Consider the following 23565-nt stretch of genomic DNA (forward strand, 5'->3'; position numbering starts at 1 on the left):
AGGCCTCAAGGCCTTCCTTCGGACCCACGTCAGCCTGGGTGCAGGCAGGCGCCCAGTCCTTCCGTGGGCGTCAGGAAGGCCTCAAGGCCTTCCTTCGGACCCACGTCAGAACTTCACGTCGTAGGAGACGGTGAGTTTGACGGCGCGGGCGGCGGCGGTGGCGAGGGTGCCGTTGGCCACGGCGTCCACGGCCACCGAGTTGGGCACATTGCGGTCTTCACGCACGGTGATGGCTTGCTGGCGGTTCAGCACATTGAACACATCGACCTTCAAACCCAAGCCCTTGAGTGCGCGCGGCTGGTAGCTGAAGTTCAGATCCAGACGCTGCTCCATGGGCAGATTGCCGATGGCGCCGCGCGGCGAGAGCTGGCCTTCGCAGTAATGGAAACGGTAGGACGGTGAGCCCGCACCCTGCCCCGGGGCCGTCGTGAAGTTGTTCAGGCAGCTGATCGGCCGACCCGACGACAAGATCGCAGCGCCACCCACGGTCCACTCGTCGTTGAGTTGGTAGAAGCCGTAGGCCTTGAGCTGATGGGTCCGGTGGTTGGCCAGCGGGCCGTAGGCGCCGATCATCACGTCGCCGTTGTCCCAGGTCTGGGTGGCCGACACATCGGTCTGCGCCACATCCGACAACGTCTGCCCTTCGGTGTTGCCGTAGTTGCGCGACCAGGTGTAGTTGACCTTGCCGTACCAGCCATTGCGCAGCGCGTGCTCCAGGAACAAGTCCAGGGCCAGATAGCTGCGCTTGGCTTTGGGCAGGCCCATGTCCTCCGGCGACAGGCTCACGCGGTGGTACTTCTTGCCGTCGCCGGCGAAGTCCACATCGAGTTCGACCTTCTCGCCCGGGTTGACCGAGGCGCAGTTGAAGCCGGGGTAGTTCGAGTTGTCCACGCCATTGGCCACGGCCCAGGCGTCGATCGGCGTCTGGTCGCAGTAGTCGTCGATGGTCGAGCGCAGCTTGCGGTAGGTCAGGCGGGCTCCGAAGGCCAGGTCCTTCTGCAGCGCCTTCTCAAAGCCGAGGACGATTTCGTCCTGGTAGGTCGGCTTCAGATTCGTGGCGGTGATCTGGCGTACGTCCTTGCGTTGACCCAGCTCGTTATTGGCCGAGCGGGGTTCGGACACCTGGTTCAGGCCGGTGGGCGCGCCGGTCGTCGGGTCAATGCCGGTGTAGCCAAAGATCTGGTCGGTGCCGGTCGATGGGCTGGCGCCGCGCACCGCGAGGTGTGTCGGGATCTGGATGAAATAGCGGCCAGCCGAACCGAAGAGCTTGAGCGAGCCGTCACCGTTCACGTCAAAGGCGGCCGCCAGGCGCGGGGCGATCTGGTTTTTCTGGTCGACGAATTTTTCGTTGAAGTGGTTGCGGTTGTTGTAGTCCTCCTTGCGGATGCCGGCCGTCAGCAGCAGCTGCTTGTTGACCTGCCAGCGGTCCTCCAGATAGAGCGCGGACTGGTCCGAGTAGGCATCGGTCAGGTCGTCGAACAGAGAGCGCAAGACGTAGAAGCCTTGTTTTTGCAGCACGGTCGGCGCGGCACCGCCGGTCTGCAAGTCGAAGGTCTTGCCGGCCAAGCGCACGGCGTTGGGGTTGGGAGCCTTGCGGTAGCGCCAGGTGCCGCCGCCGGCGGTGAAGTCACCTGCGGCCACCGAGCTCAGCTTGTTGTCGTCGATACCAGCACGCAGGGAGTGGCTGCCCAGCTGGTATTCGACGTCGATACGCTTGCTCTTGATGGTGTCGTGTGCGTCCTTGCCGCTCATCGATGAGCCCACCAGGGGGTTCGGGTTGAAATAGCTCAGGCCGGGTGCCTGGGTGCCGGCCGGGAACTGGACGCCGAACAAGGCCTTGGCCGGGTCGTAGATGTCGGCGCCTGCGATGCCGTTGACGTGTTTGACGCGGCTTTCACCGGCCAGGGCCGTGACGGTCAAGTCCGGCGTGAGGTAGCCGGTGTACTTCAGGATGTTGACATCGCCGCCATCGGGGGTCTGACCGGCAATGTTCTTGTAGTTCAGGGTGACGGGCGAGCCTGCCACGCGGCTGAACTTGCTGTAGTCGTAGCCCGAATAAGTGCTGTCACGGGTGGAGTTGTCGCGGATGGCGCTCAGCTCCAGGCGGTGTTCGTCGCTCAGGTTCCAGTCCAGCTTGGAGAACAGGCGTTGGCTGCGATCTTTGTCCTCGGTCCAGCCCCACTTGAGCACCGAGGCGTTGTCGGTCGACAGATTGTCCGAGCGCACGCGGCTGTTCTTGTTGTCGTTCTGCTGGGCAGCAACGAAGAGGAAGAGCTTGTCCTTGATCAGCGGGCCGCCGACATAGGCGCCCACTTCGGTCTTGCTCAGGCGATCATCGGCGCGGAAGCGGCGCAGCTGGCCGTCGGTCTTGGCATTCACGGCCGCGCCCGTCGTCGGGTAGTTCAGGTTCACGCTCTTGCCGCGCAGCGCTGAGGGCTCCACGCTCATCATCACGCCGCCCTCCCATTGGTTGCTGCCGCTCTTGGTGATGATGTTCACCACGCCGCCCACCGATCGGCCGAACTCTGCGCCCATGCCACCGGTCAGCACCTGCAGTTCCTGGATGGCACCGAAGGGCAGCTCGCTGGCGCCCAGCTGGGTCAGGGGGTTGGTGACCGGGAAGCCGTTGATGTAAGAGGCGTTCTCCGAGGCCGCGCCGCCGCCGAAGCTGGAGCCGCCCGAGTAGCGGCTGTCGGCTGCGGTGGTGTTGGGGGCCAGCAGCACGACCGAGGTCACGTTCTTGGCAATCGGCAGGGCCGCCAGCTTCTCGGCCGAGAAGCTCGTGCTGCTGCTGGTCTTGGTCACATCGATGACCTTGCGCGTGCCGGTCACCAGCACCGCTTCCAGGGTGTTGCCGGCGTTGGCAAAGCTGATTTCCTGGTTCTGGCTGGCGGACAGTTCGATGTCGTCGCGGGTCTCGACGACCTTGCCATCGCGCAAGAGCTGCAGGCGGTAGCTGCCCGGCGGCACCGAGGCGAAGTTGAAGCGGCCGCTGGCATCGCCGGTCACGCTGCGCTTGGCGCCGGTGGCCTTGTTCTCGAGCTGGATCATGGTGCCGGGGGCGGCGCTGACCGTGCCGTAAATGGAGCCGGCCGTGTTGGACTGGGCCAGCACGGGCGCGGGCATGCTGAGCATCAGCACCGCGCTGCCGAAGGCCAGCGCGAGTGAGCGGGCCAGGCTTGTTTTCTTGTACATGGGGAATGTCTCCGAGGGCTAGAAGCTGGTGGAAGGTTTTGGGAGCTCCACACCCGGCCGCAATGCGCTCGGCCTGCAGGGGTGGGATGGCGCGACTCTAGAAATCGCTGCGCTCCCTGCTGTTTGGCAGTGACGAAGGTCCGCCCTGCTGACGCCGGCCCGTCAGCGCCGTTGCCAAAGGGAACAAACGCCGACGTTCAGGGAGCAAACCCGGCCCACGGTGGAGCGAACCCGGGGCGGCCCGGCTTCGTCACTCCGCGCTTGAGGCGCCAGGCCGCGCCTTCCATAGTGCGAGTCGATCCGCCACCGGCCCGGTCGGCGCATCCCCCTGCCGTCAAGGAGACCGCCATGCCCGAGAAACGACCCCGCTGGAACCGCCTGAGTGCCGCCGAGCTGGAGCGCGAACGCGCCCAGGTTCGCGCCAAAGAGCGGCAGTTGCGCCAGCGTCTGGCCCGCCAGGAACAGGCCGCGGCCGGCCGCCGGATCGGGCCGCAGCACGCCCACAGCCTGGACCAGCTGCGCCAACAGGTGTCCGGCATGCAGGACACGGCCCTGGCCTTGCAAGCACGGGCGCAGCAGCGCTGACCCGTTGTATTCCGGTGGACCTGGCGGCCACTCAGGCGCCCCATGGCCCCGCGGTTCGTGATGAACTTGGCACTCTTTACAGCGCCTTACCCCTTGTTGCAGCCTTGCTCGAGTCGGCGCGGCACCATGAAGACGCTCAAAAAAGATAGATAGAAAAGAGTGGGGCCTGTTCAGGGACAGTGCCCTTCACGGCGTCGATGGGGGTACATCATGAGATTCGAAGGCAAGCTGAGCACTTGGACCGCCTTGCGCGGCTACGGCAGCATCGCCCCGCTGGACGGCGGGCAAGAGTTGTTCGTTCACATTTCCGCATTTCCGCCCGATGGCGAGCAGCCGGTGCTGGGTGAGGTCTTGAGCTTCGAGGTGGTCAGCGGGCGGGACGGCCGCAAGCAGGCGCAGCGGGTCATGCGCTCCACACGCAAGCTCGTCGACCAGCCGCCACCCATGCCAGCCGGCGGGCGCCTTCAGGGCGCCGCCTACCACCAGCGCCGGCAGCTGCAGCGCCGCCTGCGTTGGGCCACGGCCTGCGCGGCCTTGCTGCTGGCGCTTGGCACGGTGGTGTGGCTGGACTTGAGTCGCGCCGATGCCGGCCCGGTCTTGATGCAGCATCTGGCCCATGGCCCCAGCCGCTGAGTTTGGCCACTTGTTGCCGGCGCGGGCGCCCGGCCTCAGTCCTTGACCCAGGACACGCCGCCGCCGCCACTGCCTTTGCGTTCCGCGTTTTTGCGCGTGCGCAGCACTGCTTCGAAGGCTTGCTGGGCGCCGTTGCTGATGGCCACCAGCAAACCGCTCATGTCCTCGCTGCTCAGGGTGTCGGTGTCGCGACGGAACTGCTTGATCGCCGGCGCCAGCATCTCCTTGGCCACGGCCGGATGGGTGACGGTGACCACCAGCATGGCTTGGAAGAGGTCAGGGAAGCGCGTGCACAAGGCCTTGATGCGTTTGAGCGCCTGGGCCGGCGAGCTGCGGTGGCCGGGGGCAATCCATTTCACCTCGTCGTTGGCCTCGACCAGCTCGGCTTCGAGGATGCGGATCCGGGTCAACAGGTATTCGCAGTCGCGCGCGGCCATGGCCTGCAGTTCCGCTTCGTCGTCGCTTTCGGCGTGGGGGTAGCGCTCTTGCACCATGCGCGCGAGCGCTGCCTCAAGCTCGGACAAGGTGGGGGCAGGGGCTTCAGCCATGGCGGGACCTGGGAAAGCGGCACGAAGCCAGGGTTTCGGCTGCGGCGCTCAGAACTTGAGGCTTGCGCCGTCCCGTGACGGTTTTTCGACCGGCCCGCCCGGGCTTGTCCTAGGGTGCAAGGCGCGGCCGGGCTGGTCACAATGCCCGGCTCTGTCTTGTCATGCAGTCCCTCCACAAGCCAGCCTGCTTCGCCACACTGCACACGACACGGACCCCGTATGAGCACTCAAGACAGTTTCCTGAACCGGCGCGGCTTTGTCGCCGGGTCCCTGAGCTTGGGGGCTGCCTTGGCCCAGGCTGCTGAACCGGTCGCGTCTGTGACGCCCTTGCCTCCTGGCCGCCTCGACGCCCTCGATCTGCAAGGCGTTCAGCAAGGTCTGACCAGCGGTCAGCTGAGCGCTGAAAGCCTGACCCGCCATTACCTGCGCCGCATCAATGCGCTGGATCGCCAGGGGCCGCAGCTGCGTTCGGTGATCGAGCTCAACCCGCAGGCGCTGGCGCAGGCGATCGAGCTGGATCGCGAACGCCGCGACAAGCGCCGCGGCCCGCGCGGTCCGCTGCACGGCGTGCCGGTGCTGCTCAAGGACAATATCGCCACCGCCGACGCCATGAGCACCACGGCCGGCTCGCTGGCGCTGGCCGGTCTGCATGCCAGCCGCGATGCCTTTCTGGTCACGCGCCTGCGCGCCGCCGGTGCCGTCATCCTCGGCAAGACCAATCTCAGCGAATGGGCCAATATCCGTTCGAGCCGCTCGACCAGCGGCTGGAGCAGCCGCGGCGGCCAGACCCGTCACCCCCATGTGCTGGCGCGCAACCCCAGTGGCTCCAGCTCCGGCTCGGCCGTGGCCATGGCGGCCGGCCTGTGTGCCCTGGCGGTGGGCACCGAGACCGACGGCTCCATCATTTCACCGGCCAGCATCTGCGGCATCGTCGGCCTCAAGCCCACCGTGGGCTTGGTCAGCCGCAGCGGCGTCATACCCATCTCGGCCAGCCAGGACACGGCCGGCCCCATGACCCGATATGTGCGCGATGCCGCTGCCTTGCTGCAGGTCCTGGCAGCGCCCGACACTGAGGACCGCGCCACCGCCGCCGCGCCCAAGCCAGCCGATTACCTCACCGGCTTGCGCAAGGAGGCCCTGCGCGGTGCCCGCATCGGCGTGCTGCGCGGCGCCCAGCCGCCCCAGCCCCAGGTCAATACCTTGTTCGACGCGGCCCTGGCCGTGCTCAAGGCCCAGGGGGCAGTGCTCATCGATCAGGACCTCAAGATCCCGCACCAGGAGAAGTACGGCGACAGCGAAATGACCGTGCTGATGCACGAGTTGAAGGTCGGCCTGGCCGAATACCTGGCCGCCTACCAGCCCGATGCGCCGGTCAAGGACCTGGCCGGCCTGATCGCCTGGAACCAGGCCCATGCCAAGACCGTCATGCCCTTCTTCGATCAGGAGTTGTTCGAGATGTCCCAGGCCACTCAGGGCCTGGACAGAGAGGTCTACCGCAAGGCGGTCGAAAACAACCTGCGCTACGCCCGCAAGGAAGGCTTGGACGCCATGTTCGCCGAGCACCAGCTCGACGCTGTGGTGGCGCCCTCGGGCAATCTGGCCTGGCTCACCGATCCCTTGCTGGGCGATCACTTCACCGCGGGTGGTTTCACCTCGCCCTTTGCCGTGGCCGGTTACCCGCATCTGACGGTGCCCATGGGCTTGGTGGGCGAGCTACCGGCTGGTATTTCTTTCGGCGGCCTGGCCTGGCAGGAAGCCAAGCTGTTGGCCTACGGCTATGCCTATGAGCAGGCCAGTCTCAAGCGGGCGGCGCCGAAGTTTTTGAGCAAGGTCTGAACACGGGCCGCTTGGCACCATAGGAAAAGCCCGGCGTGACCGGGCTTTTTTGCGCTGGTTCGCAGGCTCAGCCTTCGCGCAAGCATGCGCTCAGGCCTGAACGAGGCACAGGATGCTGCGCAGGCAGGTGAGGCTGATCGCTATCGGCCATCGCGCAAGCATGCGCTCTGGCACTGAACGAGGCACAGGATGCTGCGCAGGCAGGGTGCTCTGTCCACATCAGCCTTCGCGCAAGCATGCGCTCAGGCCTGAACGAGGCACAGGATGCTGCGCAGGCAGCATCCTGTGTCCACGTTCAGTCCTCGTTGTTGAAGACGNCATCCTGTGTCCACGTTCAGTCCTCGTTGTTGAAGACGAGCTTGACTTCGTGGTGCTGCTTTTCGCCGCTGGCTTCGAAGCGCCAGTCCATCAAGGCGTTGGTGACCGAACGGTCGAAGATCTTACGCGGTTGCGCTTCCAGGATGTCCACGCCGGTGACCTTGCCGTCGCCGTCGATGGCCATCTTGGCGGTCACGGTGCCGCGGGTGATGGATTGCTTCTCGGCTTCACGCGGGAACTCCGGCGGCACCTTCTTGACGATCTTGGGTGCAGCGTGGGCGCTCAGGGCCAGTGCCACGGTGGCGGCGAACAGGCCGGCAGCGCGCAGCAGGGAAAAGGAGGCGGCGGGAGTGCGGGTGTACTTCATGGTGCGGGTCTCGACTGCTTGTGACAAAGGGATGTGGGGCAAAAAAAACGGACGGGAAACTGGAAGGTGATCAGGCCGGCACGGCGCGGAAGAAACCGACGGCGTCGAGCAGGCGTGAGGAGCTGGTCTTGAGCGCGTCGGTCGAGCGACCGAGCTCATCGACCAAGGTTGTGTTCTGCTGGGTGGTGCGGTCCAGTTCGTTCATGGCGTTGTTGACCACGCCGACACCGGCTGCCTGCTCCTGGGCCGAGTGCGAGATTTCTTCGATCAGCTGACCCATATTGTTGACTTCGTCGACGACGCTGCGGATGGTGACGCCGGCGTTGTTGACCAGGGCGGTGCCGTTCTCGACCTTGACGGACGATTCCTGGATCAGCACCTTGATTTCCTTGGCCGCGGCGGCCGAGCGCGACGCCAGGGCGCGCACTTCGGAGGCTACGACCGCGAAGCCGCGGCCATGCTCGCCGGCACGCGCCGCTTCCACGGCAGCGTTCAGGGCCAGGATGTTGGTCTGGAAGGCAATGCCGTCGATGACGCCGATGATGTCGCCGATCTTGCGCGAGCTGGCGCTGATTTCTTCCATGGTGTCGACCACCTTGGCGACCACTGCGCCGCCAGCCGAGGCCGATTGACGCGCCTTGGTGGCGATGCTGGCTGCGCGACGGGTCAGGTCGCTGGCGCCGTTCAGGTTGGCGGCGATTTCTTCCACCGAGGCCGCTGTGTTTTGCAGGCTGGCGGCCGAGCGGGCCGTGCGGTCCGACAAATTGACATTGCTGTCGGCAATGTCCGAGGAGTTCTGTGCCACTTCACCGGCCGCGTCGCTGACGCTGCTGACCACGCCGGTCAGTGCGGCCTGCATATCCTGCATGGCGCGCAGCATCTGGCTCAATTCGTCATGGCCTTCAGCGTGGATGGCCAGTGTCAGGTCGCCGGCGCTGATGGCTTCGGCTGCGGCTTGGGCACGGCGCGCCGGCAGGACGATGGAGCGGGCAATCACCAGGCCGCCACCAACGCCGATCACCACCGCCACCAGCACCAAGACACCGGTCAGAAGCACGGCATTGCGCGCCATCTCGCCACCGGAGATGGCCAGGTCTCGGGCGCTCTCGAACTGCAGCTCGACCAGGCCCTTGAGGCCTTCTTGGTAGGCTTGCTGAGCCGGGCGCACATCGGTGATCAGGCTTTCACGCGCCTCGTCCGGACTGCCGTCCTTCTGGATCTTCTGGAACTTGGCCACAGCGCCGACAAAGGCGGTCTTGTGCTCACGAACCTGGCGCACTAGGTCTTTTTCCTTGTCGCCGACCAGGCGAGCTTCGACGTCGTTGATCTGCTTGTCGCTCTCGGCCAGGGCGGCTTCGATGGCGGCCTTCTGCTTCTTGATCTGGCGGGCTTCGTCGAGCAGCAGCAGGTCGCGCGAGGCACGGGCGATCACATTGACTTGTTCCTCAAGCGCATTGGCCGAGGCGATCTTGACCAGGCTGGAGTTGGCCGTGAGGTCCAAGTCCTTGGCGAGGCGGTTGGCCGTGTTGGCGCCGTAGCTGCCGATCGCGATCAGCAGAAGAATCAGGAGGCCGTAGCTCACGGCCAGACGCTGGCTGATGCGCAGCTGGGTCAGAAAATTCATCGATGAATCCCTCGTCAAGAACTGCTTGTTGTGGTGGCTGCTGCGCCGGTCCGGCGTGCTGCTGCGGCCGGGCACCCCGGCGGGGCGCTTGCGATGCCTGTGACGCTATCGGCGCCACACACTGAGTTCTTGATGCTGGATTCCATGGATTCCTGAGCGGCCTGTGACATATGTCGCAGTGGCGGCCCGGCGTCCATGAACAGGACGGTTCGGGGTGGGCCGCACGACAAACTGCGGACGCCAGTCTGCCTTCGCCACGCGCTTTTGGCGCAGAGGCGAAGACCGATCGTGTGAACGATTTCGCGCCGCAGCCCGGCGGCATCCCCGGTTCAGGGGCTTGCTGTCGGAGCAAGGGCAGCGAGGCAGTTTCAATCAGGCGGCGGTGCGGAACTGCCTCATATTGGCAGCCAGGCCATGGGCCTGGCCGTGCAGGGCCGCAGAAGCCGCCGTCGACTGCTCCACCAGGGCGGCGTTCTGGCTGGTCATCTCCTCCAGCGCTTGCATGGCGTGCTCGACATGGTCCAGATGGCCCCCCTGTTCCGAAGCACTGGCCTGCAAATGTTCCATCAGGTCGCGGACTTGGAAGACACCTTCGATGATCTCGTTCATCTGTTGTCCGGCGCCTTGGGCGCGGGCCGAGCCGGCTTCGGCCTTGCGCACCGAGGCCGTGATCAGGCTGTTGATTTCTTGGGCAGCGTGGCTGCTGCTCTGGGCCAACTGCCGCACCTCGGCGGCCACGACGGCGAAGCCCTTGCCCTGTTCGCCTGCGCGTGCGGCCTCGATGGCGGCGTTCAAAGCCAGAATATTGGTTTGGCGAGCGATGCCGTCGATCACGCCGGTGATCTCACCGATCTGTTGGGCGGCACTGCGAATCTCGGCCATGTCCTGAACCATCTGCTGCACCGCGCTGCCGCCTGCCGAGGCCTGCTCCGCCGTGGCCGCACTCAGGCGTGCGGCCTGGGCGGCGCTGCCCTGGGTCTGCCGCAGGCTGGCGGCCATGGCGCTCATGCGCTGGCTGGTGGCTTGCAGGCGTGCGGCCGAGCTTTCGGTGCGGCGGGACAGGTCCTGATTGCCGCTGGAGATTTGCGTGGACGTGATGCTGACGCTGTCCACGCCCTGGCGGACGGCCTCCACCATATCGCGCAGGCGCGCTGTCATGGTGCTCAAAGCAGCGTTCATGCGGCCCAGTTCGGTGCGCTGTTCTGCGCCCGTGCGTGCCGGGCTGCTCAGGTCGCCGCGCGCCACGGCCGCGGCGAGATGGACCACATCGCCGAGAGGCCGCGTGATGGAGCGCGTCACCCGCCATCCCAGCAGGCCTGCGGCCGCAACGAGTGCGGCGATCAGCATCAAGAGCTGGCGCCGGCTCTTTAGATACGTCTCATTGGCAAGCCGTGCTTCGGCCTGTGCGGCCTTCAGGTTCAAGTCGGCGAGTTGCAGCAGCAGGCCGCGCGCATCCTCAAAGCGGCGCGCGCCCTCACTGGTGATCAGGTCGATGGCCGCCGAACCGGCACCCACTTGAACAAAGGCTTGCACGCCTTGACGCAAAGTGCTGTAGTGACGCAGCGCCTGGACGGTATCCTTGAACAGCGCATCTTCTTCGGGACTGTGCAGCTGGGCCTCGTAGCGGCCGCTGATCTGCTTCAGTTCTTGATCAACGGCGTCGATCTGGCTCGCCACGGTCGCCACGTGCTCGCGCTCGCTCATGGCCATCAGATAGTCCAGCGAATGACGCCGGGTTGCCAGTTCGGCCAGGCGCAAGCTGTCGGAAACGCCTTGCAGATGGACAGCGCTGATGTTCTGTGCGCTGCTGTCGATCTGTTGCTGGCGCATGATTGAGAATGCACCGAGAAGCGCCAGGGCCGCGGCCAGCAAGCCGAAAGACAGGCTCAGCCTGCGTGCAATGGACCACTCGGTCCGTAACATCCGGGACGCCAGAGGCGAGAACAAGGCCAGAGCCCGTCGAGAAAACATGCCAACTCCAAAATCTGCAGGAACCATGGGCCGGCAGTCTGTAAGTGCTGTGTGACGAGGGCGTTACTGGATCCGTTCCGGGCTGCCAATGCCGCGCGGCCGCGTGAACAATTGCCGCTTCAAATCAATCCACGCGCTGATCCTTGCTCTGCAGCACGTCGACTGGCCGGACATCGGGCGCGCCCAGCGGCTTGTTGCCCCAGGCATTGCGCACAAAGCTGGCCAGTGCCGCTTGCTCGCTGTCATCGAGCAGGCCGGCAAAAGGCGGCATGCCGAAGGGGCGCGGGTTGCCTGCCGTCGAGGGGGCGAAGCCACCGCGCTGGATGATGCGCAGCAGATTGACCGGGCTGGGCATCAGCAGCGCGCGGTTGCCGGTCAGTGCCGGGTAGATGCCGGCCACGCCCTGACCTTGTTCGCCGTGGCAGCTGGCGCAATGGTCGGCATAGAGTTGCGCGCCTTGCTCGCGTAGCTTCAACTCCACACGGCGCTCGGGCACTGCGGCGGGCTTGCTGCGTTGGGGTAGGGCCTGCAAATAGACGGCCATGGCGGCCAGATCGGCGTCACTGAGGTGCTGGGTGCTGCCGCGGATCACCTCGCTCATGGGCCCGAGCGCGCTGGCCTGATCGTTGCGGCCGCTTTTCAGCCATTGCTGCAGGGCCGGCGCGCTCCAGCTGGCGACGCTGCCTTCCGCTGCATCGTGAAGCGAGGGCGCGTACCAGCCCAATGCATCGAGCATGCTGCCGGAGAAGTCGTTCAGGCCGGCGGTGGCGCCGAGGCTGTTGCGGCTGGCGTGGCAGGCATTGCAGTGGCCCAGGCCCTGGCTCAGGTAGGCGCCACGGTTCCATTCGGCCGTGCGCTGCGCATCGGGCTGGAACACGGCCGGTCGGAAGTACAGCGCCCGCCAGACCGCCAACGCGGCCTGCGTGTTGTAGGGGAAGCGCAGCTCATGCTCGCGCCGCGGCTGGGCCACGGCGGGCAGGCTTTGCAGGTAGGCGAACAGCGCATCGGCGTCCTGGCGCGTGACCAGGGCGTAGTTGTCGTAGGGGAAGGCGGGCGTCAGCAAGCGGCCGTCGCGGCCGCGGCCGTTGTGCAGGGCGGCCCAGAATTCATCGGCGCTCCAGCGGCCCAGGCCGGTCTCGGCATCGGGCGTGAGGTTGGACGTGAAGACGCTGCCGAAAGGCGTGGGGATGGCGCGGCCGCCGGCGTACTCGGCGCCGCCACGGGCGGTGTGGCAGCCCATGCAGTTGCCGGCGCGGGCCAGGTAGGCGCCGCGCTCGACCAGGGCCGGGCTCGATTGGAACGGTGTGCTGCGCGGCGCGCTTTCGTCCAGGTGGTTGAGGCGCTGCACCGCCAGGGCGGCGAGCAGCAGGCCGGCGCCGAGCGCGCCAAGGAGTTTGGTGCGGAGCTTCATTTACTTCAGCCCCCCGCATTCCATGGGCAGGGTCGCCGGCAGGCTTTCGGCCGGGCGGGCGCCGGCGGGCATGGGCTGGCCGGCCAGCCAGTGCGAGATGGCGTTGATCTCTTCTTCCTTGAGCTGCTTGGCGATCGAGGCCATGCAGTCGGGCGCGACGGCGCGGCGCTGGCCGCTGCGCCAGGCGCCGAGCTGGCCGTTGAGATAGTCGCGCGGCAGGCTCAGCAGGCCGGGGATGAAGGGCTGGACGCCGGTCAGCTGCTGGCCGTGGCATTGCACACAGGCCGGCAGCTTGCGCGCCGGGTCGCCCTTCAGCACCAGCTCCTGGCCGCGGCTCAGGGCCGCAGCCGGCAGGGCCGGGGTTTGCGGTGGCGGGTAGGGCAGGTGCAAGTTGGCGAAGTAGCCCGCCAGCTCGTTCAGGTAGGCATCGCTCAAGGGGTCGACCAGATCGCTCATCAAGCCGTAGTGGCGCCGGCCATCGCGGAAGTTGAGCAACTGCTTGTAGAGGTAGCCCTGCGGCTTGCCGGCCAGGCGCGGGTAGTAGCCGTCGGCCGCGGCGCGGCCCTGCTGGCCATGGCACTGGGTGCAGGCCAGGGCGCGCTGGGCGATGCTGTCTTCGACCATGGCTGGAGCCGCTCCGGCGAGAGGAAACCAGGCCAGGCTCAGAATCATGGCAAACGAGCGCAGCTTACGCATAGGAGCGGGCACCAAAGATGGCCGAACCGATGCGCACCATCGTCGCGCCTTCCAGCACGGCCGCTTCCAGATCGGCGCTCATGCCCATGGACAAGGTGTCCAGGCCGCCGAACAGGGTCAGGTCTTGACGCTTCAAGTCGGCCAGCAGCTCGGCCAGGGCGCGGTGCGGCTGGCGCTGGGCTTCAAAGTCTGCGGCCGCCTCCGGCACGGCCATCAGGCCGCGCAGACGCAGGCGCGGCAGGGCGGCAACCGTGCGGGCCAAGGCGGGCAACTCAGCCGGGGCGATGCCGCTCTTGCTGGCCTCGCTGCTGATATTGATTTGCAAGCAAATGTTCAGCGGCGGCAGCGTGGGCGGTCGCTGCTCCGAGAGGCGCTGTGCGGTCTTGAGCCGGTCCACGCTGTGCACCCAGTCGAAGGCCTCGGCGACCGGCCGGGTCTTGTTGCTCTGCAAAGGGCCGATCAGGTGCCAGGCCAGCTGTGATCGGAGGTCTGCGAGCTCGGCGATCTTGTCCAAGCCTTCTTGCACATAGTTTTCGCCGAAGGCGCGCTCGCCCGCGGCATGGGCCTCGCGCACCGCCGCCGCCGGGAAGGTCTTGCTGACGACCAGCAGGCTCACGCTATGCTGCGCGCGCCCCGCACGCTCGCAGGCCGCAGCGATGCGACGGTGCTGTTCTTGTATGTTGTTCGCTATCGTCGCCATAATGGCCCAGGCTCTTTCTCACAATCATGGACATCACTCAACTGCTCGCATTTTCGGTCAAGAACAAGGCCTCCGACTTGCACCTCTCGGCCGGCCTGCCACCGATGATTCGCGTGCATGGGGATGTGCGCCGCATCAATGTCGAAGCCTTGGAGCACCGCCAGGTGCACGACATGGTCTACGACATCATGAACGACTCGCAGCGCAAGATCTACGAAGAGTCGCTGGAAGTGGACTTCTCGTTTGAGATCCAGGGCCTGGCGCGTTTCCGGGTCAACGCCTTCAACCAGAACCGCGGCGCGGGTGCCGTGTTCCGGACCATTCCGAGCAAGATCCTCTCGCTGGAGCAGCTCAACGCACCCAAGATCTTCGCCGAGCTGGCCCTGCGCCCGCGCGGCCTGGTGCTGGTGACCGGCCCCACGGGGTCGGGCAAGTCCACCACCCTGGCCGGCATGGTCAACCACCTCAACGAGAACGAGTACGGTCACATCCTGACCATCGAGGACCCGATCGAGTTCGTCCACGAGTCCAAGAAGAGCCTGATCAACCAGCGTGAGGTCGGCCCGCACACCATGAGCTTTGCGAATGCGCTGAAGTCGGCGCTGCGCGAAGACCCGGACGCGGTGCTGGTCGGTGAAATGCGCGACTTGGAAACCATCCGCCTGGCCCTGACCGCCGCAGAAACCGGTCACTTGGTCTTCGGTACCTTGCACACCTCGTCCGCTGCCAAGACCGTGGACCGTATCGTCGACGTCTTCCCGGCGGCCGAAAAAGAAATGGTGCGGGCCATGGTTTCCGAATCCCTGGTGGCCGTGATCTCGCAAAGCCTGTGCAAGCTGAAGGACGGCTCGGGCCGGGTGGCGGCGCACGAAATCATGCTGGGCACTTCGGCCATCCGCAATCTGATCCGCGAGAACAAGGTCGCGCAGATGTACTCGGCCATTCAGACCGGCAATGCGGTTGGCATGCAAACGCTGGACCAGAACCTGACCGATTTGGTCCGCCGCAACATCATTGCGCCGGCCGAGGCGCGGGCCAAGGCCAAGTTCCCGGAGAACTTTCCGGGCTAAAGCCCGGAAAGTTCGACGTGACTCATGTGGCGGCAGCCATGTGAGTGACAGCAAAACTTCCCTGGCTGATCTCGGCACCGGCGGCGCACCAGCCTGCTACATTGCCGGCGGTCAAATCAAGCAGACGGTTAGGACGACTCATTCATGGAACGCGATCAGGCCTCGAAATTCATCAACGATCTGCTGCGCCTGATGGTCTCGCGCAAGGGCTCGGACCTGTTTCTGACGGCCGACTTCCCACCCGCCATCAAGGTCGATGGCAAGGTCACCAAGGTCTCGCCCCAGCCCCTGAGCGGCCAGCACACCTTGCAGCTGGCGCGTTCCATCATGAACGACAAGCAGGCGGCCGAGTTCGAGCGCAGCAAGGAATGCAATTTCGCCATTTCGCCGCAGGGCATCGGCCGCTTCCGGGCCAATGCCTTTTTGCAGCAGGGCTCGGTCGGCCTGGTGCTGCGCACGATCCCGGCCGAGCTGCCGACCATCGCCTCGCTCGATCTGCCCAAGGTCTTGCGCGAGGTGGTGCAGTTCAAGCGCGGTCTGGTGATCGTGGTCGGCGCCACCGGTTCGGGCAAGAGCACCTCGCTGGCGGCCATGATCGATGAGCGCAACCAGACCACCTACGGCCACATCATCACCATCGAAGACCCGATCGAGTTCGTGCACCCGCACAAGAACTGCATCGTCACCCAGCGTGAGGTCGGCATCGACACCGACACCTGGGAATCGGCGCTGAAGAACTCGCTGCGCCAGGCGCCCGATGTCATCTTGATGGGCGAGCTGCGCGACCGCGAGACCATGGAGCACGCCGTGGCCTTTGCCGAAACCGGCCACCTTTGCATGGCCACCTTGCACGCCAACAGCGCCAACCAGGCGCTGGACCGCATCATCAACTTCTTCCCCGAAGAGCGCCGCAGCCAGCTGCTGATGGACCTCTCGCTCAATCTGCGCGCCCTGGTGTCTCAGCGCCTGTTGCCGCGCCGCGAGGGCAAGGGCCGGGTGGCGGCGGTCGAGATCTTGCTCAACACGCCACTGGTGTCGGACTTGATCTTCAAGGGCGAGGTCGGCGAGATCAAGGAGATCATGAAGCGCTCGCGTGAGCAGGGCATGCAGACCTTCGACCAGGCCTTGTTCGATCTCTATGAGAGCGGCAAGGTCACGTACGAAGACGCGCTGCGCAATGCCGATTCGGTCAACGACCTGCGCCTGCAGATCAAGCTCAACAGCGAGCGTGCGCGCTCCGGCGATCTGAGCACCGGCACCGAGCACTTCACCATTCTCTGAAGCCGCGGCTGCGGCCCAGCCCAGCCCTGGTTTAGAGTGGTGGCATGAATGCAGCCACTCACCTACCCACCGGCGCCGCCGCGCGCGCCTACGACGCCATCCCCTCGCAGCCCGTGGCCTTTCTAGGCCTGGGTGTGATGGGCTATCCCATGGCCGGCCATCTGGCTCGTGCCGGACACCAGCTCACGGTCTATAACCGCACGGCCAGCAAGGCCCAGGCTTGGGCCGCGCAAGAGGGCGGCCGCGCCGCTGCCACACCGCGCGAGGCAGCGCAGGGCGCGCACATCGTGTTCGCCTGCGTGGGCAATGACGAGGATTTGCGCTCGGTGGTGCTGGGCGAGCATGGTGCGTTCGCCGGCATGGCACCGGGCGCGATTTTTGTGGACCACACCACGGCTTCGGCCGAGGTCGCGCGCGAGCTGCATGCCGAGGCGCGCCGCCTGGGCCTGCACTTCATCGACGCACCCGTCTCAGGCGGCCAAGCGGGTGCGGTCAATGGCGCTTTGACGGTGATGTGCGGCGGCGATGCCGCGCCTTTCGAGCAGATCTGCCCGGTGACCCTGGCCATGGCCAAGGCGGTCACGCGGGTGGGTGAGTCGGGAGCCGGTCAGCTGGCCAAGATGGTCAACCAGATTTGCATTGCCGGCTTGGTTCAAGGTCTGGCCGAGGCGATTGCCTTTGGCGACAAGGCCGGCCTGGACATGAAGCAGGTGCTCGAGGTCATCGGCAAGGGCGCTGCCCAGAGCTGGCAGATGGACAACCGCGGCAAGACCATGGTCGACGGCAAGTTTGATTTTGGCTTTGCCGTCGACTGGATGCGTAAGGACCTGGGCCTGGTGCTCGACGAGGCGCGCCGCAATGGCGCCCGACTGCCGGTGACGGCGGTGGTCGACCAGTTCTACGCCGATGTGCAGGCCGCTGGTGGCGGCCGGCTGGACACGTCCAGCCTGATTCAGCGCTTGAAGTGAGAGCCTGGCGGCACACCCGCGCCGCCCCGATATTGCTTTACTTGCTCTGCGGCTCGACGCGCTTGGGCGTCAGGCGAGCCAGCTCTTCTTCGCTGATGATCTCGAAGGCGCGCACCACCTTCTGTGTGCCGCTGACGCCGCGGGCAATCTCCACGGCGCGGTTGGCCTCGCGTTCGGAGACGCGGCCCATCATGTAGACGCTGCCGCGCTCGACCACCACATAGAAGGCGTTCGAGATCAGGTCACGTGCATCGACCAAGCTGAGCTTGATCTTGCTGGCCAGCGTGACGTCGCTGGCGCGGCTGCTCAGGGAGCTGTTGCCCAGCACGGCGGTTTCATTGAGCACATGGCGCACGTTTTCGACCTCGCCCGCGATCTTCTCGACGCGGGCGCGCTCGGCTTCGCTGGCGACCTCACCGGTCAGCAGCACCATGCGGTTGTAGGCATTGACATTGACATGGCCTTTGTCGCCGACCTGCTCCCGGATGCGCGCAGCCGCTTTGAACTCGATGCCCTCGTCTTCCACCTGGGTGCCCGAGGTGCGGCGGTCGGTGGCGACGAAGGCGCCGCCCATCATGGCGCCTCCCAACACCAATGGGGCGCAGGCCGAGCTGACAAAGGCGGCGCCCAAGGCGAGCAGCAAGACGCTGGTACGGGCAGAGCGTTTCGGAAGCAGTTTCATGGCAGTGGAGTCCGGTGAGATGTGAATGGGTGCTGGCCTGATTACTCGCCCGCACCCAGCAGCTGCAGGTCGACGGCGTCACACAGGCAGTGCGCGAGCAGGCGCTGCGCTTCCGCAACACGGGCGGCGCGGCTGTGGGGCACGCGGATCTGCACATCGGTGTCCTGAAGCAGGGCGCGCATGGGGTCATTGCCTCCACCGGTGAGGGCGATCACGCTCATCTCCTGCGCGTGGGCGGCCTCCAGCACGGGGGCCCAACGGTTCTGCAAGTCAGCCTGCGCTTCGAACAGCAGCAGCAGGTCACCGGGGTGGCCGTGGGTCTGCACCTGCCGGGTCAGCGCTTCTTCGGCGTTGCTGCCATGGGCTTGGGCATCGAGGGCCCAAGCGGCCAGGCCGGGGCGTTCCTGCTCGAAGCGGCCGACCAGCAGGGCCGCCATATAACTGGCATCCAGGGCGGACAGGCCTTGGCCGCAGCAGAGCACGCGGCCACCGCTGGTAATGCCTTCGATCAGCATTTGCGCGGCGTCGGCCAGGGGGCGCGACAGGTTCTCGGCCACCTGGTACAGCAGGTCGGCGCTTTCGAAGAACTGGGTTTGTATTCTTTGCTCTAGCATGTGGCGGGATCATAAGCGAGTGCAGGCAAACCCTGGTTCCACGGTCGCGGCTCCCTTCGGGTGCTGCCATCTGCACCCGTCGGCAGCAGCGGAGGATCAGGCTCAGGCGGAATCGACATCGAAGGCGGCCACCAGCCATTCGATCTGATCGCCGTCGATCGCCACCACATCAAAGCGGCAGGGCGGTGGGCTGGCATGCCGCAGCAGGTAATGCTGGGCCGCGTAAATCAGCCGGGCCTGCTTGCGGCTGCCGACGCTGGCGGCCGCGCCGCCATGCCCGAGTCCGGCTCGGGTGCGAACTTCCACGAAGACCAGGGTGCCGTCGCGGGCGCGCAGAATCAGGTCGACCTCGCCGGCGCGGGCGCTGCGCCCGGCCGCGACCCGATAATTGCGCTCCAGCAGTTGCAGGCCCCGGGCCTGCAGATGGCGCAGGGCCGCATCTTCGCCGGCCTGGCCCAGGCTCTGCCGTGCCGTTGGCGCGCCTGTTTTGGATTCGCTCGCACTTTTCGGAGAAGCCCACTTGAACATCGATGCCTCCCTGCTCCTGCAGGCGGCTGCTGCCGCCGCGGGTGGTCAGCAGTATCCTGCAGCCACACTGTATGTGGTGGCCACACCCATCGGCAATCTGGCGGACATCAGCCTGCGTGCCGTGCATGTGCTGGGTCTGGTCGATGCGGTGGCCTGCGAGGACACAAGGGTCAGCGCCGGCCTGCTGCGCCATCTGGGTCTGCACAAGCCCTTGATCAAGCTGCACCAGCACAACGAGCATGAGGCCAGCGCAGACCTGCTGGCACGGCTGCAGCAGGGCGAGCGCATCGCCTACATCAGCGACGCCGGCACCCCTGCCATCTCAGACCCCGGCGCGGTCTTGGTCGCGGCCGTGGCAGCTGCGGGCCTGCGCGTGCTGCCCTTGCCTGGGGCCAGCAGCACGGTGACCGCGCTCAGCGTGGCAGGTGACACGGCGGCCGAGGGTTTTGAGTTTGCGGGCTTTCTGCCCACCAAGACCGCCGAGCGGCGCAACGCCCTGCAGGCCTTGACCGGCAGCCGGCGCAGTCAAGTGCTGTTCGAGGCACCGCATCGCATTGAAGCGCTGCTGGCTTTGCTGGCCGAGCTTTGCCCCGAGCAGACTGTGACGGTCTGCCGCGAGTTGACCAAGCAATTCGAGACTGTGCACACGGCGCCGGCGGCCAGCCTGCCGGCCTGGCTGGCTGCCGATGCGCAGCGCGAGCGCGGCGAGTTCGTGCTGGTGCTGCATGCCGTGCGTGCCAACCAGGCCGCGGCCGATGAGCTGCCGGCCGAGACCTTGCGCACCCTGGACTTGCTCCTGCGCGAGCTGCCGCTCAAGCAAGCGGTCAGCTTGGCGGCCGAACTCAGCGGTGCCTCGCGCAACCGCCTTTACGACCTGGCCCTGGAGAAGAAAAACAAAGCCCAGGACTGAGCTGTGCGTCCCGGGCTGAATTCAGGCGCCGGCGCTCATTGACCGTTCGCCGTTTTGTCGTTGTGCTTGGCGCGGTGGATCGCCTCGCTCTTGCGGTCTTGCATGCGATGCAGCTGGCGTCGCTCATGGCGGGTGACCGTGCCATCGGCCTTGGCCTGAGCTTCGGCTTGCTGAACTGCCGCCTGGCCTCGTTCCAGGCGCTGCGTTTCCTGCGCACTCAGGGCGCCCGAGGCCGCACCTTGGGCAATGCGGGCCTGCTGTCGGGCCTCGCGCTGGTCGACCCTTGGCGTGGTTGGGCTTGTTTGTGCTTGCGCTGCGCTGGCGAGGCAGCCCAGCAGGGCGGCGCCGATCAGAGACCATTGGATCTTGCGAAGCGTGGCTGCTGCGTTCATGTCGACCTTCTTTCTGGCCCTGGGGGGCCGGGGTTGTGGGTGTGATCAAGCGGCTGCATCGTGCGCCTGATTGAGTCCACAACGGCGTTGCAGCGCCCGGCGGCGACAGCTCGCTTGTAAAGATCGGTGAAGCCTGCGGCCCCTGGGTTCAGACCTCGCGCCGGAGCCGCTGGGCCGCCGAGTTTTGCTTTGGTGTCACTGGCTGCAGTTGGCCGGCACGGGCGAGACCGAAGGGCGGCATGTTGACGTAGATGCTTTCGTGCGCGTCGGCGCGCACAGCATAAGTTTCGTGCCAGATGCCGACCGTGCCGTCGGTGCCGATGGCCTTGTTGAAGGCGGCCCAGGCCGGCAGATGCTGAGATTGGCGGTCCTTGGCATAGGCCAGCAGCTGCTCCATGGAGCGCCAGTACTGCACGCCGATCACCGTGCGCCCGAACCACATCTCCGCGTGCAGCAGGCCGCGTTCGGGTTGTTGGCGCAGCTCGTTCAGCATGCGCGGCATGGCCGCAACCACCGGCCACCATTTGTGCACCCACAAAGGCTTGTTGAGGCGAAGGCCGATCAGGAAGATGACGAAGTCACCGTCAATCTGGGCGGTCATTCTTTGGCGATGGATCATGGGTTTGTCTGAGTGATGGGGCGGGAGTGAGCTCAGTGTCGGCGGCCGGCTTCGCTTTCGGAACTGGCTATATTGCGGGCCGGGTATTCAGATTTGAATTGGAGGCCGCATGGCTCTGGACTGGTCCCAAGTGCAGATATTTCTGACCCTGGCAGAAGCGGGTTCCTTGAACCGTGCGGCGCCGCTCTTGGGCCTGAGCCAGCCAACGCTGGGTCGGCAGCTGGTGGCACTCGAGGAATCGTTGGGCCGCTTGCTGTTCGAACGGCACAGCCGGGGCCTCAGCCTGACCGAAGCGGGCCAGGCCTTGCTGCCGGCCGCGCGGCGCATGCGCGAAGGCGCACAGGAGCTGGCCCTGGCCCTGGCCGCACGCGATCAATCTCTGGCCGGCACCGTGCGCCTGACCGCCAGCGACATCGTCAGCACTTATTTCCTGCCACCGGTGCTGAGCGAACTGCGTCAGCGCTACCCTGAGGTGCAGATCGAGTTGGTGGTCAGCAACGAGCAGGAAGACTTGCAGCAGCGCAGCGCCGACATCGCCCTGCGCATGGTGCGGCCCGAGCAGGACATGCTGGTGGCGCGCAAGCTCAGCGAATGGCCGGTTGGGGTGTTTGCCCATCGCGACTACATTGCGCGCCGAGGGTTGCCGCAGATGAACACCGTCCTGGAACATGATTGGCTGGGCTATGACCGCTCCGACCGCATGTTGCTCGGTTTTGCCGCTGCCGGCACGCCGGTGCAGGCCAGCTTCTTCGGCCTGCGCTGCGACAACCAGGTGGTGCTGTGGGAGTTGATGCGCGCTGGCATGGGCTTGGCGGTTGGGGCACTCGCGCTGGGCGAGCGTGAGCCGCAAGTGCAGCAGGTTTTGCCGGAATTGGCGATTGAGCCCCTGGCGATGTGGTTAACGGCCCACCGCGAGTTGCGCGACACGCCGCGCCTGCGCCTGATTTTCGATGCCCTAGCGACCGCCTTCGCCCGACCCGTTTGAGCGCTACCAGGGGCTTCTGGCACGCCGCCCCTGCGCGGCCGCGCCCGCTCCTACAATGGCCCGCATGATCTCGCGCGAACCCACTCTTGCCCGCCTGGTAGCAGCCCGCAGCCAATTGCTGGAGCCTTACGGCCTCAGCGAACATGTTCTGAGCAAGGCCTTGCGCCTGATCACCGAACACCGGGTTGACGATGCCGACCTGTATTTCCAGACCACCCGTGCCGAGGGCTGGAGCCTGGAGGAGGGCATCGTCAAGAGCGGCTCCTTCAGCATTGACCAAGGCGTGGGCGTGCGTGCCGTCGCCGGCGAGAAGACTGCGTTTGCCTACTCCGACGATATTTCCGAAGCGGCCCTGATGGACGCCGCCCTGACCGTGCGCAGCATCGCCGCCGCCGGCCAGAGCCGTCGCGTCAAGGTGCCCAGCGTCGGCACGGTGGCGCCGAGCCGCTCGCTTTACGGCGCGGCTGATCCGATTGCCAGCCTGGACAGCACCGAAAAGGTGGCCCTGCTGGAGCGCGCCGAGCGCATGGCCCGGGCCAAGGACCCGCGCGTGGCCCAGGTCATGGCCGGCTTGGCCGCCGAACATGATGTGGTGCTGGTGGCGCGCGCCGACGGCACCCTGGCCGCCGATGTGCGCCCTCTGGTGCGCTTGTCAGTCACCGTGATCGCCGAAAGCAATGGCCGTCGCGAGGTCGGCAGCGGTGGTGGTGGCGGCCGTTTCGGCCTGGCCTATTTCACCGACGAGATGATCGCCAGCTATGTCGACCAGGCGGTCAATGCCGCCCTGACGAATCTGGAATCGCGCCCCGCTCCGGCCGGCGAGATGACCGTGGTGCTGGGCCCGGGCTGGCCTGGCGTGCTGCTGCACGAGGCCATCGGCCACGGCCTGGAAGGTGACTTCAACCGCAAGGGCTCCAGCGCTTTTGCCGGCCGCATCGGCCAGCGCGTCGCCGCAAAGGGCGTGACGGTGCTGGACGATGGCACCATCCCCGACCGCCGCGGTTCGCTCAATGTCGACGACGAGGGCTGCGCCTCGCAGCGCAATGTGCTGATCGAGGACGGCATCCTCAAGGGCTATATCCACGACGCCATGAGCGCCCGCCTGACCAAGGTCGCGGCTACCGGCAATGGTCGCCGCGAAAGCTACGCCCATGTGCCTATGCCGCGCATGACCAACACCTATATGTTGGGCGGCGACAAGGACCCCAAGGAAATCATCGCCAGCATCAAGAAGGGTCTGTACGCCAGCAACTTCGGCGGTGGCCAGGTGGATATCACATCGGGCAAGTTTGTCTTCTCGGCCAGCGAAGCCTTCTGGGTGGAAAACGGCCAGATCCAGTACCCGGTCAAGGGCGCGACCATCATTGGTAACGGTCCAGATGCACTGACCCGCGTCACCATGATCGGCAACGATATGCAGCTGGATACGGGCGTGGGCGTCTGTGGCAAGGAAGGCCAGAGCGTGCCCGTGGGTGTGGGCCAGCCGACCCTGCGCATCGAGGGCATGACGGTGGGCGGAACGGCCTGAGCGCTGTTGTGCGCAGACCTCAATGCCTGAATCTGCGCTGAACGCTTGTCAAAAACTGCGTGCTACATTCCAGCTCATGCACTCGCCGAAGACTTATTTCTTTA

General features: G+C 65.9%; 22 protein-coding genes. 9 read left to right on the top strand and 13 right to left on the bottom strand.

The window, feature by feature from the left end:
• Nucleotides 1-105: 105 nt before the first annotated feature.
• On the bottom strand, nucleotides 106-3195 hold the full coding sequence (locus LNV23_RS18255) for a TonB-dependent receptor (protein WP_263564290.1): 3090 nt from the start codon (nucleotides 3193-3195) through the stop codon (nucleotides 106-108).
• 348 nt (nucleotides 3196-3543) lie between these two features.
• On the opposite strand from LNV23_RS18255, the gene LNV23_RS18260 reads away from it, so the two are divergent.
• Together LNV23_RS18260 and LNV23_RS18265 are read left to right on the top strand one after the other, a co-directional pair.
• Nucleotides 3544-3780 carry a hypothetical protein gene (locus tag LNV23_RS18260; RefSeq protein ID WP_263564291.1) on the top strand — a complete coding sequence of 79 codons (237 nt, stop codon included), beginning with the start codon at nucleotides 3544-3546 and terminating at the stop codon, nucleotides 3778-3780.
• A 210-nt stretch (nucleotides 3781-3990) separates the two neighbouring features.
• A complete protein-coding gene (locus tag LNV23_RS18265; RefSeq protein WP_263564292.1) occupies nucleotides 3991-4413 on the top strand; it encodes a cold shock domain-containing protein in 423 nt (140 codons plus the stop codon).
• Between the two features lie 35 nt (nucleotides 4414-4448).
• Here the strand turns inward: LNV23_RS18265 and LNV23_RS18270 are convergent, their stop codons facing one another.
• On the bottom strand, nucleotides 4449-4961 hold the full coding sequence (locus LNV23_RS18270) for a hypothetical protein (protein WP_263564293.1): 513 nt from the start codon (nucleotides 4959-4961) through the stop codon (nucleotides 4449-4451).
• A 219-nt stretch (nucleotides 4962-5180) separates the two neighbouring features.
• On the opposite strand from LNV23_RS18270, the gene LNV23_RS18275 reads away from it, so the two are divergent.
• Nucleotides 5181-6797: an amidase gene (locus LNV23_RS18275; RefSeq protein ID WP_263564294.1), complete on the top strand. Its 1617-nt coding sequence runs from the start codon at nucleotides 5181-5183 to the stop codon at nucleotides 6795-6797.
• A 334-nt stretch (nucleotides 6798-7131) separates the two neighbouring features.
• Here the strand turns inward: LNV23_RS18275 and LNV23_RS18280 are convergent, their stop codons facing one another.
• The 6 genes from LNV23_RS18280 to LNV23_RS18305 form a co-directional block, all read right to left on the bottom strand.
• Entirely contained in the window at nucleotides 7132-7482 is a 351-nt protein-coding gene (locus LNV23_RS18280) for a TonB family protein (RefSeq protein WP_263564295.1), read from the bottom strand.
• 70 nt (nucleotides 7483-7552) lie between these two features.
• Nucleotides 7553-9106: a methyl-accepting chemotaxis protein gene (locus tag LNV23_RS18285; RefSeq protein ID WP_263564296.1), complete on the bottom strand. Its 1554-nt coding sequence runs from the start codon at nucleotides 9104-9106 to the stop codon at nucleotides 7553-7555.
• A gap of 372 nt (nucleotides 9107-9478) precedes the next feature.
• The gene (locus LNV23_RS18290; RefSeq protein ID WP_263564297.1) at nucleotides 9479-11077 is read right to left on the bottom strand and encodes a methyl-accepting chemotaxis protein; all 1599 of its coding nucleotides are present in this window, start codon (nucleotides 11075-11077) and stop codon (nucleotides 9479-9481) included.
• A gap of 124 nt (nucleotides 11078-11201) precedes the next feature.
• Nucleotides 11202-12488 (bottom strand): c-type cytochrome, encoded by a 1287-nt coding sequence (locus tag LNV23_RS18295; RefSeq protein WP_263564298.1) that lies wholly within the window; start codon nucleotides 12486-12488, stop codon nucleotides 11202-11204.
• Nucleotides 12489-13112: a c-type cytochrome gene (locus LNV23_RS18300; protein ID WP_318023254.1), complete on the bottom strand. Its 624-nt coding sequence runs from the start codon at nucleotides 13110-13112 to the stop codon at nucleotides 12489-12491. It abuts the gene before it with no gap.
• A gap of 64 nt (nucleotides 13113-13176) precedes the next feature.
• Nucleotides 13177-13884 (bottom strand): YggS family pyridoxal phosphate-dependent enzyme, encoded by a 708-nt coding sequence (locus LNV23_RS18305; protein WP_263564299.1) that lies wholly within the window; start codon nucleotides 13882-13884, stop codon nucleotides 13177-13179.
• 26 nt (nucleotides 13885-13910) lie between these two features.
• Here LNV23_RS18305 and LNV23_RS18310 point away from each other — a divergent pair, with 26 nt between their 5' ends.
• The 3 genes from LNV23_RS18310 to LNV23_RS18320 all read left to right on the top strand — a co-directional run bounded on the left by LNV23_RS18310 (nucleotide 13911) and on the right by LNV23_RS18320 (nucleotide 17203).
• The gene (locus LNV23_RS18310; protein WP_263519049.1) at nucleotides 13911-14954 is read left to right on the top strand and encodes a type IV pilus twitching motility protein PilT; all 1044 of its coding nucleotides are present in this window, start codon (nucleotides 13911-13913) and stop codon (nucleotides 14952-14954) included.
• Nucleotides 14955-15098: 144 nt separating this feature from the next.
• The gene (locus tag LNV23_RS18315) at nucleotides 15099-16235 is read left to right on the top strand and encodes a PilT/PilU family type 4a pilus ATPase (RefSeq protein WP_263564300.1); all 1137 of its coding nucleotides are present in this window, start codon (nucleotides 15099-15101) and stop codon (nucleotides 16233-16235) included.
• A gap of 44 nt (nucleotides 16236-16279) precedes the next feature.
• On the top strand, nucleotides 16280-17203 hold the full coding sequence (locus tag LNV23_RS18320; protein ID WP_263564301.1) for an NAD(P)-dependent oxidoreductase: 924 nt from the start codon (nucleotides 16280-16282) through the stop codon (nucleotides 17201-17203).
• Nucleotides 17204-17240: 37 nt separating this feature from the next.
• Here the strand turns inward: LNV23_RS18320 and LNV23_RS18325 are convergent, their stop codons facing one another.
• The 3 genes from LNV23_RS18325 to LNV23_RS18335 all read right to left on the bottom strand — a co-directional run bounded on the left by LNV23_RS18325 (nucleotide 17241) and on the right by LNV23_RS18335 (nucleotide 19027).
• Complete coding sequence (locus LNV23_RS18325; RefSeq protein WP_263564302.1) at nucleotides 17241-17885, bottom strand: BON domain-containing protein; 645 nt, start codon at nucleotides 17883-17885, stop codon at nucleotides 17241-17243.
• A 41-nt stretch (nucleotides 17886-17926) separates the two neighbouring features.
• Nucleotides 17927-18499 carry an SIS domain-containing protein gene (locus LNV23_RS18330; protein ID WP_263564303.1) on the bottom strand — a complete coding sequence of 191 codons (573 nt, stop codon included), beginning with the start codon at nucleotides 18497-18499 and terminating at the stop codon, nucleotides 17927-17929.
• A gap of 102 nt (nucleotides 18500-18601) precedes the next feature.
• The gene (locus tag LNV23_RS18335; RefSeq protein WP_263564304.1) at nucleotides 18602-19027 is read right to left on the bottom strand and encodes a YraN family protein; all 426 of its coding nucleotides are present in this window, start codon (nucleotides 19025-19027) and stop codon (nucleotides 18602-18604) included.
• Between LNV23_RS18335 and rsmI the strand changes: the two genes are divergently transcribed.
• Nucleotides 19020-19937, top strand: a complete 918-nt coding sequence (gene rsmI / locus LNV23_RS18340) for a 16S rRNA (cytidine(1402)-2'-O)-methyltransferase (protein WP_263564305.1) — start codon at nucleotides 19020-19022, stop codon at nucleotides 19935-19937. The two genes, LNV23_RS18335 and rsmI, sit on opposite strands and share 8 nt — an antisense overlap.
• Nucleotides 19938-19972: 35 nt before the next feature.
• Here rsmI and LNV23_RS18345 read toward each other — a convergent pair whose 3' ends face one another.
• On the bottom strand, nucleotides 19973-20329 hold the full coding sequence (locus LNV23_RS18345) for a hypothetical protein (protein ID WP_263564306.1): 357 nt from the start codon (nucleotides 20327-20329) through the stop codon (nucleotides 19973-19975).
• Between the two features lie 148 nt (nucleotides 20330-20477).
• Entirely contained in the window at nucleotides 20478-20930 is a 453-nt protein-coding gene (locus tag LNV23_RS18350) for a DUF4188 domain-containing protein (RefSeq protein WP_263564307.1), read from the bottom strand.
• 127 nt (nucleotides 20931-21057) lie between these two features.
• Here LNV23_RS18350 and LNV23_RS18355 point away from each other — a divergent pair, with 127 nt between their 5' ends.
• A complete protein-coding gene (locus LNV23_RS18355) occupies nucleotides 21058-21933 on the top strand; it encodes a LysR family transcriptional regulator (protein WP_263564308.1) in 876 nt (291 codons plus the stop codon).
• Between the two features lie 64 nt (nucleotides 21934-21997).
• Entirely contained in the window at nucleotides 21998-23461 is a 1464-nt protein-coding gene (gene tldD, locus LNV23_RS18360) for a metalloprotease TldD (RefSeq protein WP_263519039.1), read from the top strand.
• The last annotated feature ends 104 nt before the right edge of the window (nucleotides 23462-23565 follow it).

The organism is Kinneretia sp. DJ1R-11, assembly GCF_025717595.1.
GTDB lineage: Bacteria > Pseudomonadota > Gammaproteobacteria > Burkholderiales > Burkholderiaceae_C > Paucibacter_A.

Coding starts and splice junctions, on each gene's coding strand:
- LNV23_RS18255 (WP_263564290.1), bottom strand. CDS start 3,195: ATGTACAAGAAAACAAGCCTGGCCCGCTCACTCGCGCTGGCCTTCGGC.
- LNV23_RS18260 (WP_263564291.1), top strand. CDS start 3,544: ATGCCCGAGAAACGACCCCGCTGGAACCGCCTGAGTGCCGCCGAGCTG.
- LNV23_RS18265 (WP_263564292.1), top strand. CDS start 3,991: ATGAGATTCGAAGGCAAGCTGAGCACTTGGACCGCCTTGCGCGGCTAC.
- LNV23_RS18270 (WP_263564293.1), bottom strand. CDS start 4,961: ATGGCTGAAGCCCCTGCCCCCACCTTGTCCGAGCTTGAGGCAGCGCTC.
- LNV23_RS18275 (WP_263564294.1), top strand. CDS start 5,181: ATGAGCACTCAAGACAGTTTCCTGAACCGGCGCGGCTTTGTCGCCGGG.
- LNV23_RS18280 (WP_263564295.1), bottom strand. CDS start 7,482: ATGAAGTACACCCGCACTCCCGCCGCCTCCTTTTCCCTGCTGCGCGCT.
- LNV23_RS18285 (WP_263564296.1), bottom strand. CDS start 9,106: ATGAATTTTCTGACCCAGCTGCGCATCAGCCAGCGTCTGGCCGTGAGC.
- LNV23_RS18290 (WP_263564297.1), bottom strand. CDS start 11,077: ATGTTTTCTCGACGGGCTCTGGCCTTGTTCTCGCCTCTGGCGTCCCGG.
- LNV23_RS18295 (WP_263564298.1), bottom strand. CDS start 12,488: ATGAAGCTCCGCACCAAACTCCTTGGCGCGCTCGGCGCCGGCCTGCTG.
- LNV23_RS18300 (WP_318023254.1), bottom strand. CDS start 13,112: ATGGTCGAAGACAGCATCGCCCAGCGCGCCCTGGCCTGCACCCAGTGC.
- LNV23_RS18305 (WP_263564299.1), bottom strand. CDS start 13,884: ATGGCGACGATAGCGAACAACATACAAGAACAGCACCGTCGCATCGCT.
- LNV23_RS18310 (WP_263519049.1), top strand. CDS start 13,911: ATGGACATCACTCAACTGCTCGCATTTTCGGTCAAGAACAAGGCCTCC.
- LNV23_RS18315 (WP_263564300.1), top strand. CDS start 15,099: ATGGAACGCGATCAGGCCTCGAAATTCATCAACGATCTGCTGCGCCTG.
- LNV23_RS18320 (WP_263564301.1), top strand. CDS start 16,280: ATGAATGCAGCCACTCACCTACCCACCGGCGCCGCCGCGCGCGCCTAC.
- LNV23_RS18325 (WP_263564302.1), bottom strand. CDS start 17,885: ATGAAACTGCTTCCGAAACGCTCTGCCCGTACCAGCGTCTTGCTGCTC.
- LNV23_RS18330 (WP_263564303.1), bottom strand. CDS start 18,499: ATGCTAGAGCAAAGAATACAAACCCAGTTCTTCGAAAGCGCCGACCTG.
- LNV23_RS18335 (WP_263564304.1), bottom strand. CDS start 19,027: ATGTTCAAGTGGGCTTCTCCGAAAAGTGCGAGCGAATCCAAAACAGGC.
- LNV23_RS18345 (WP_263564306.1), bottom strand. CDS start 20,329: ATGAACGCAGCAGCCACGCTTCGCAAGATCCAATGGTCTCTGATCGGC.
- LNV23_RS18350 (WP_263564307.1), bottom strand. CDS start 20,930: ATGACCGCCCAGATTGACGGTGACTTCGTCATCTTCCTGATCGGCCTT.
- LNV23_RS18355 (WP_263564308.1), top strand. CDS start 21,058: ATGGCTCTGGACTGGTCCCAAGTGCAGATATTTCTGACCCTGGCAGAA.
- tldD (WP_263519039.1), top strand. CDS start 21,998: ATGATCTCGCGCGAACCCACTCTTGCCCGCCTGGTAGCAGCCCGCAGC.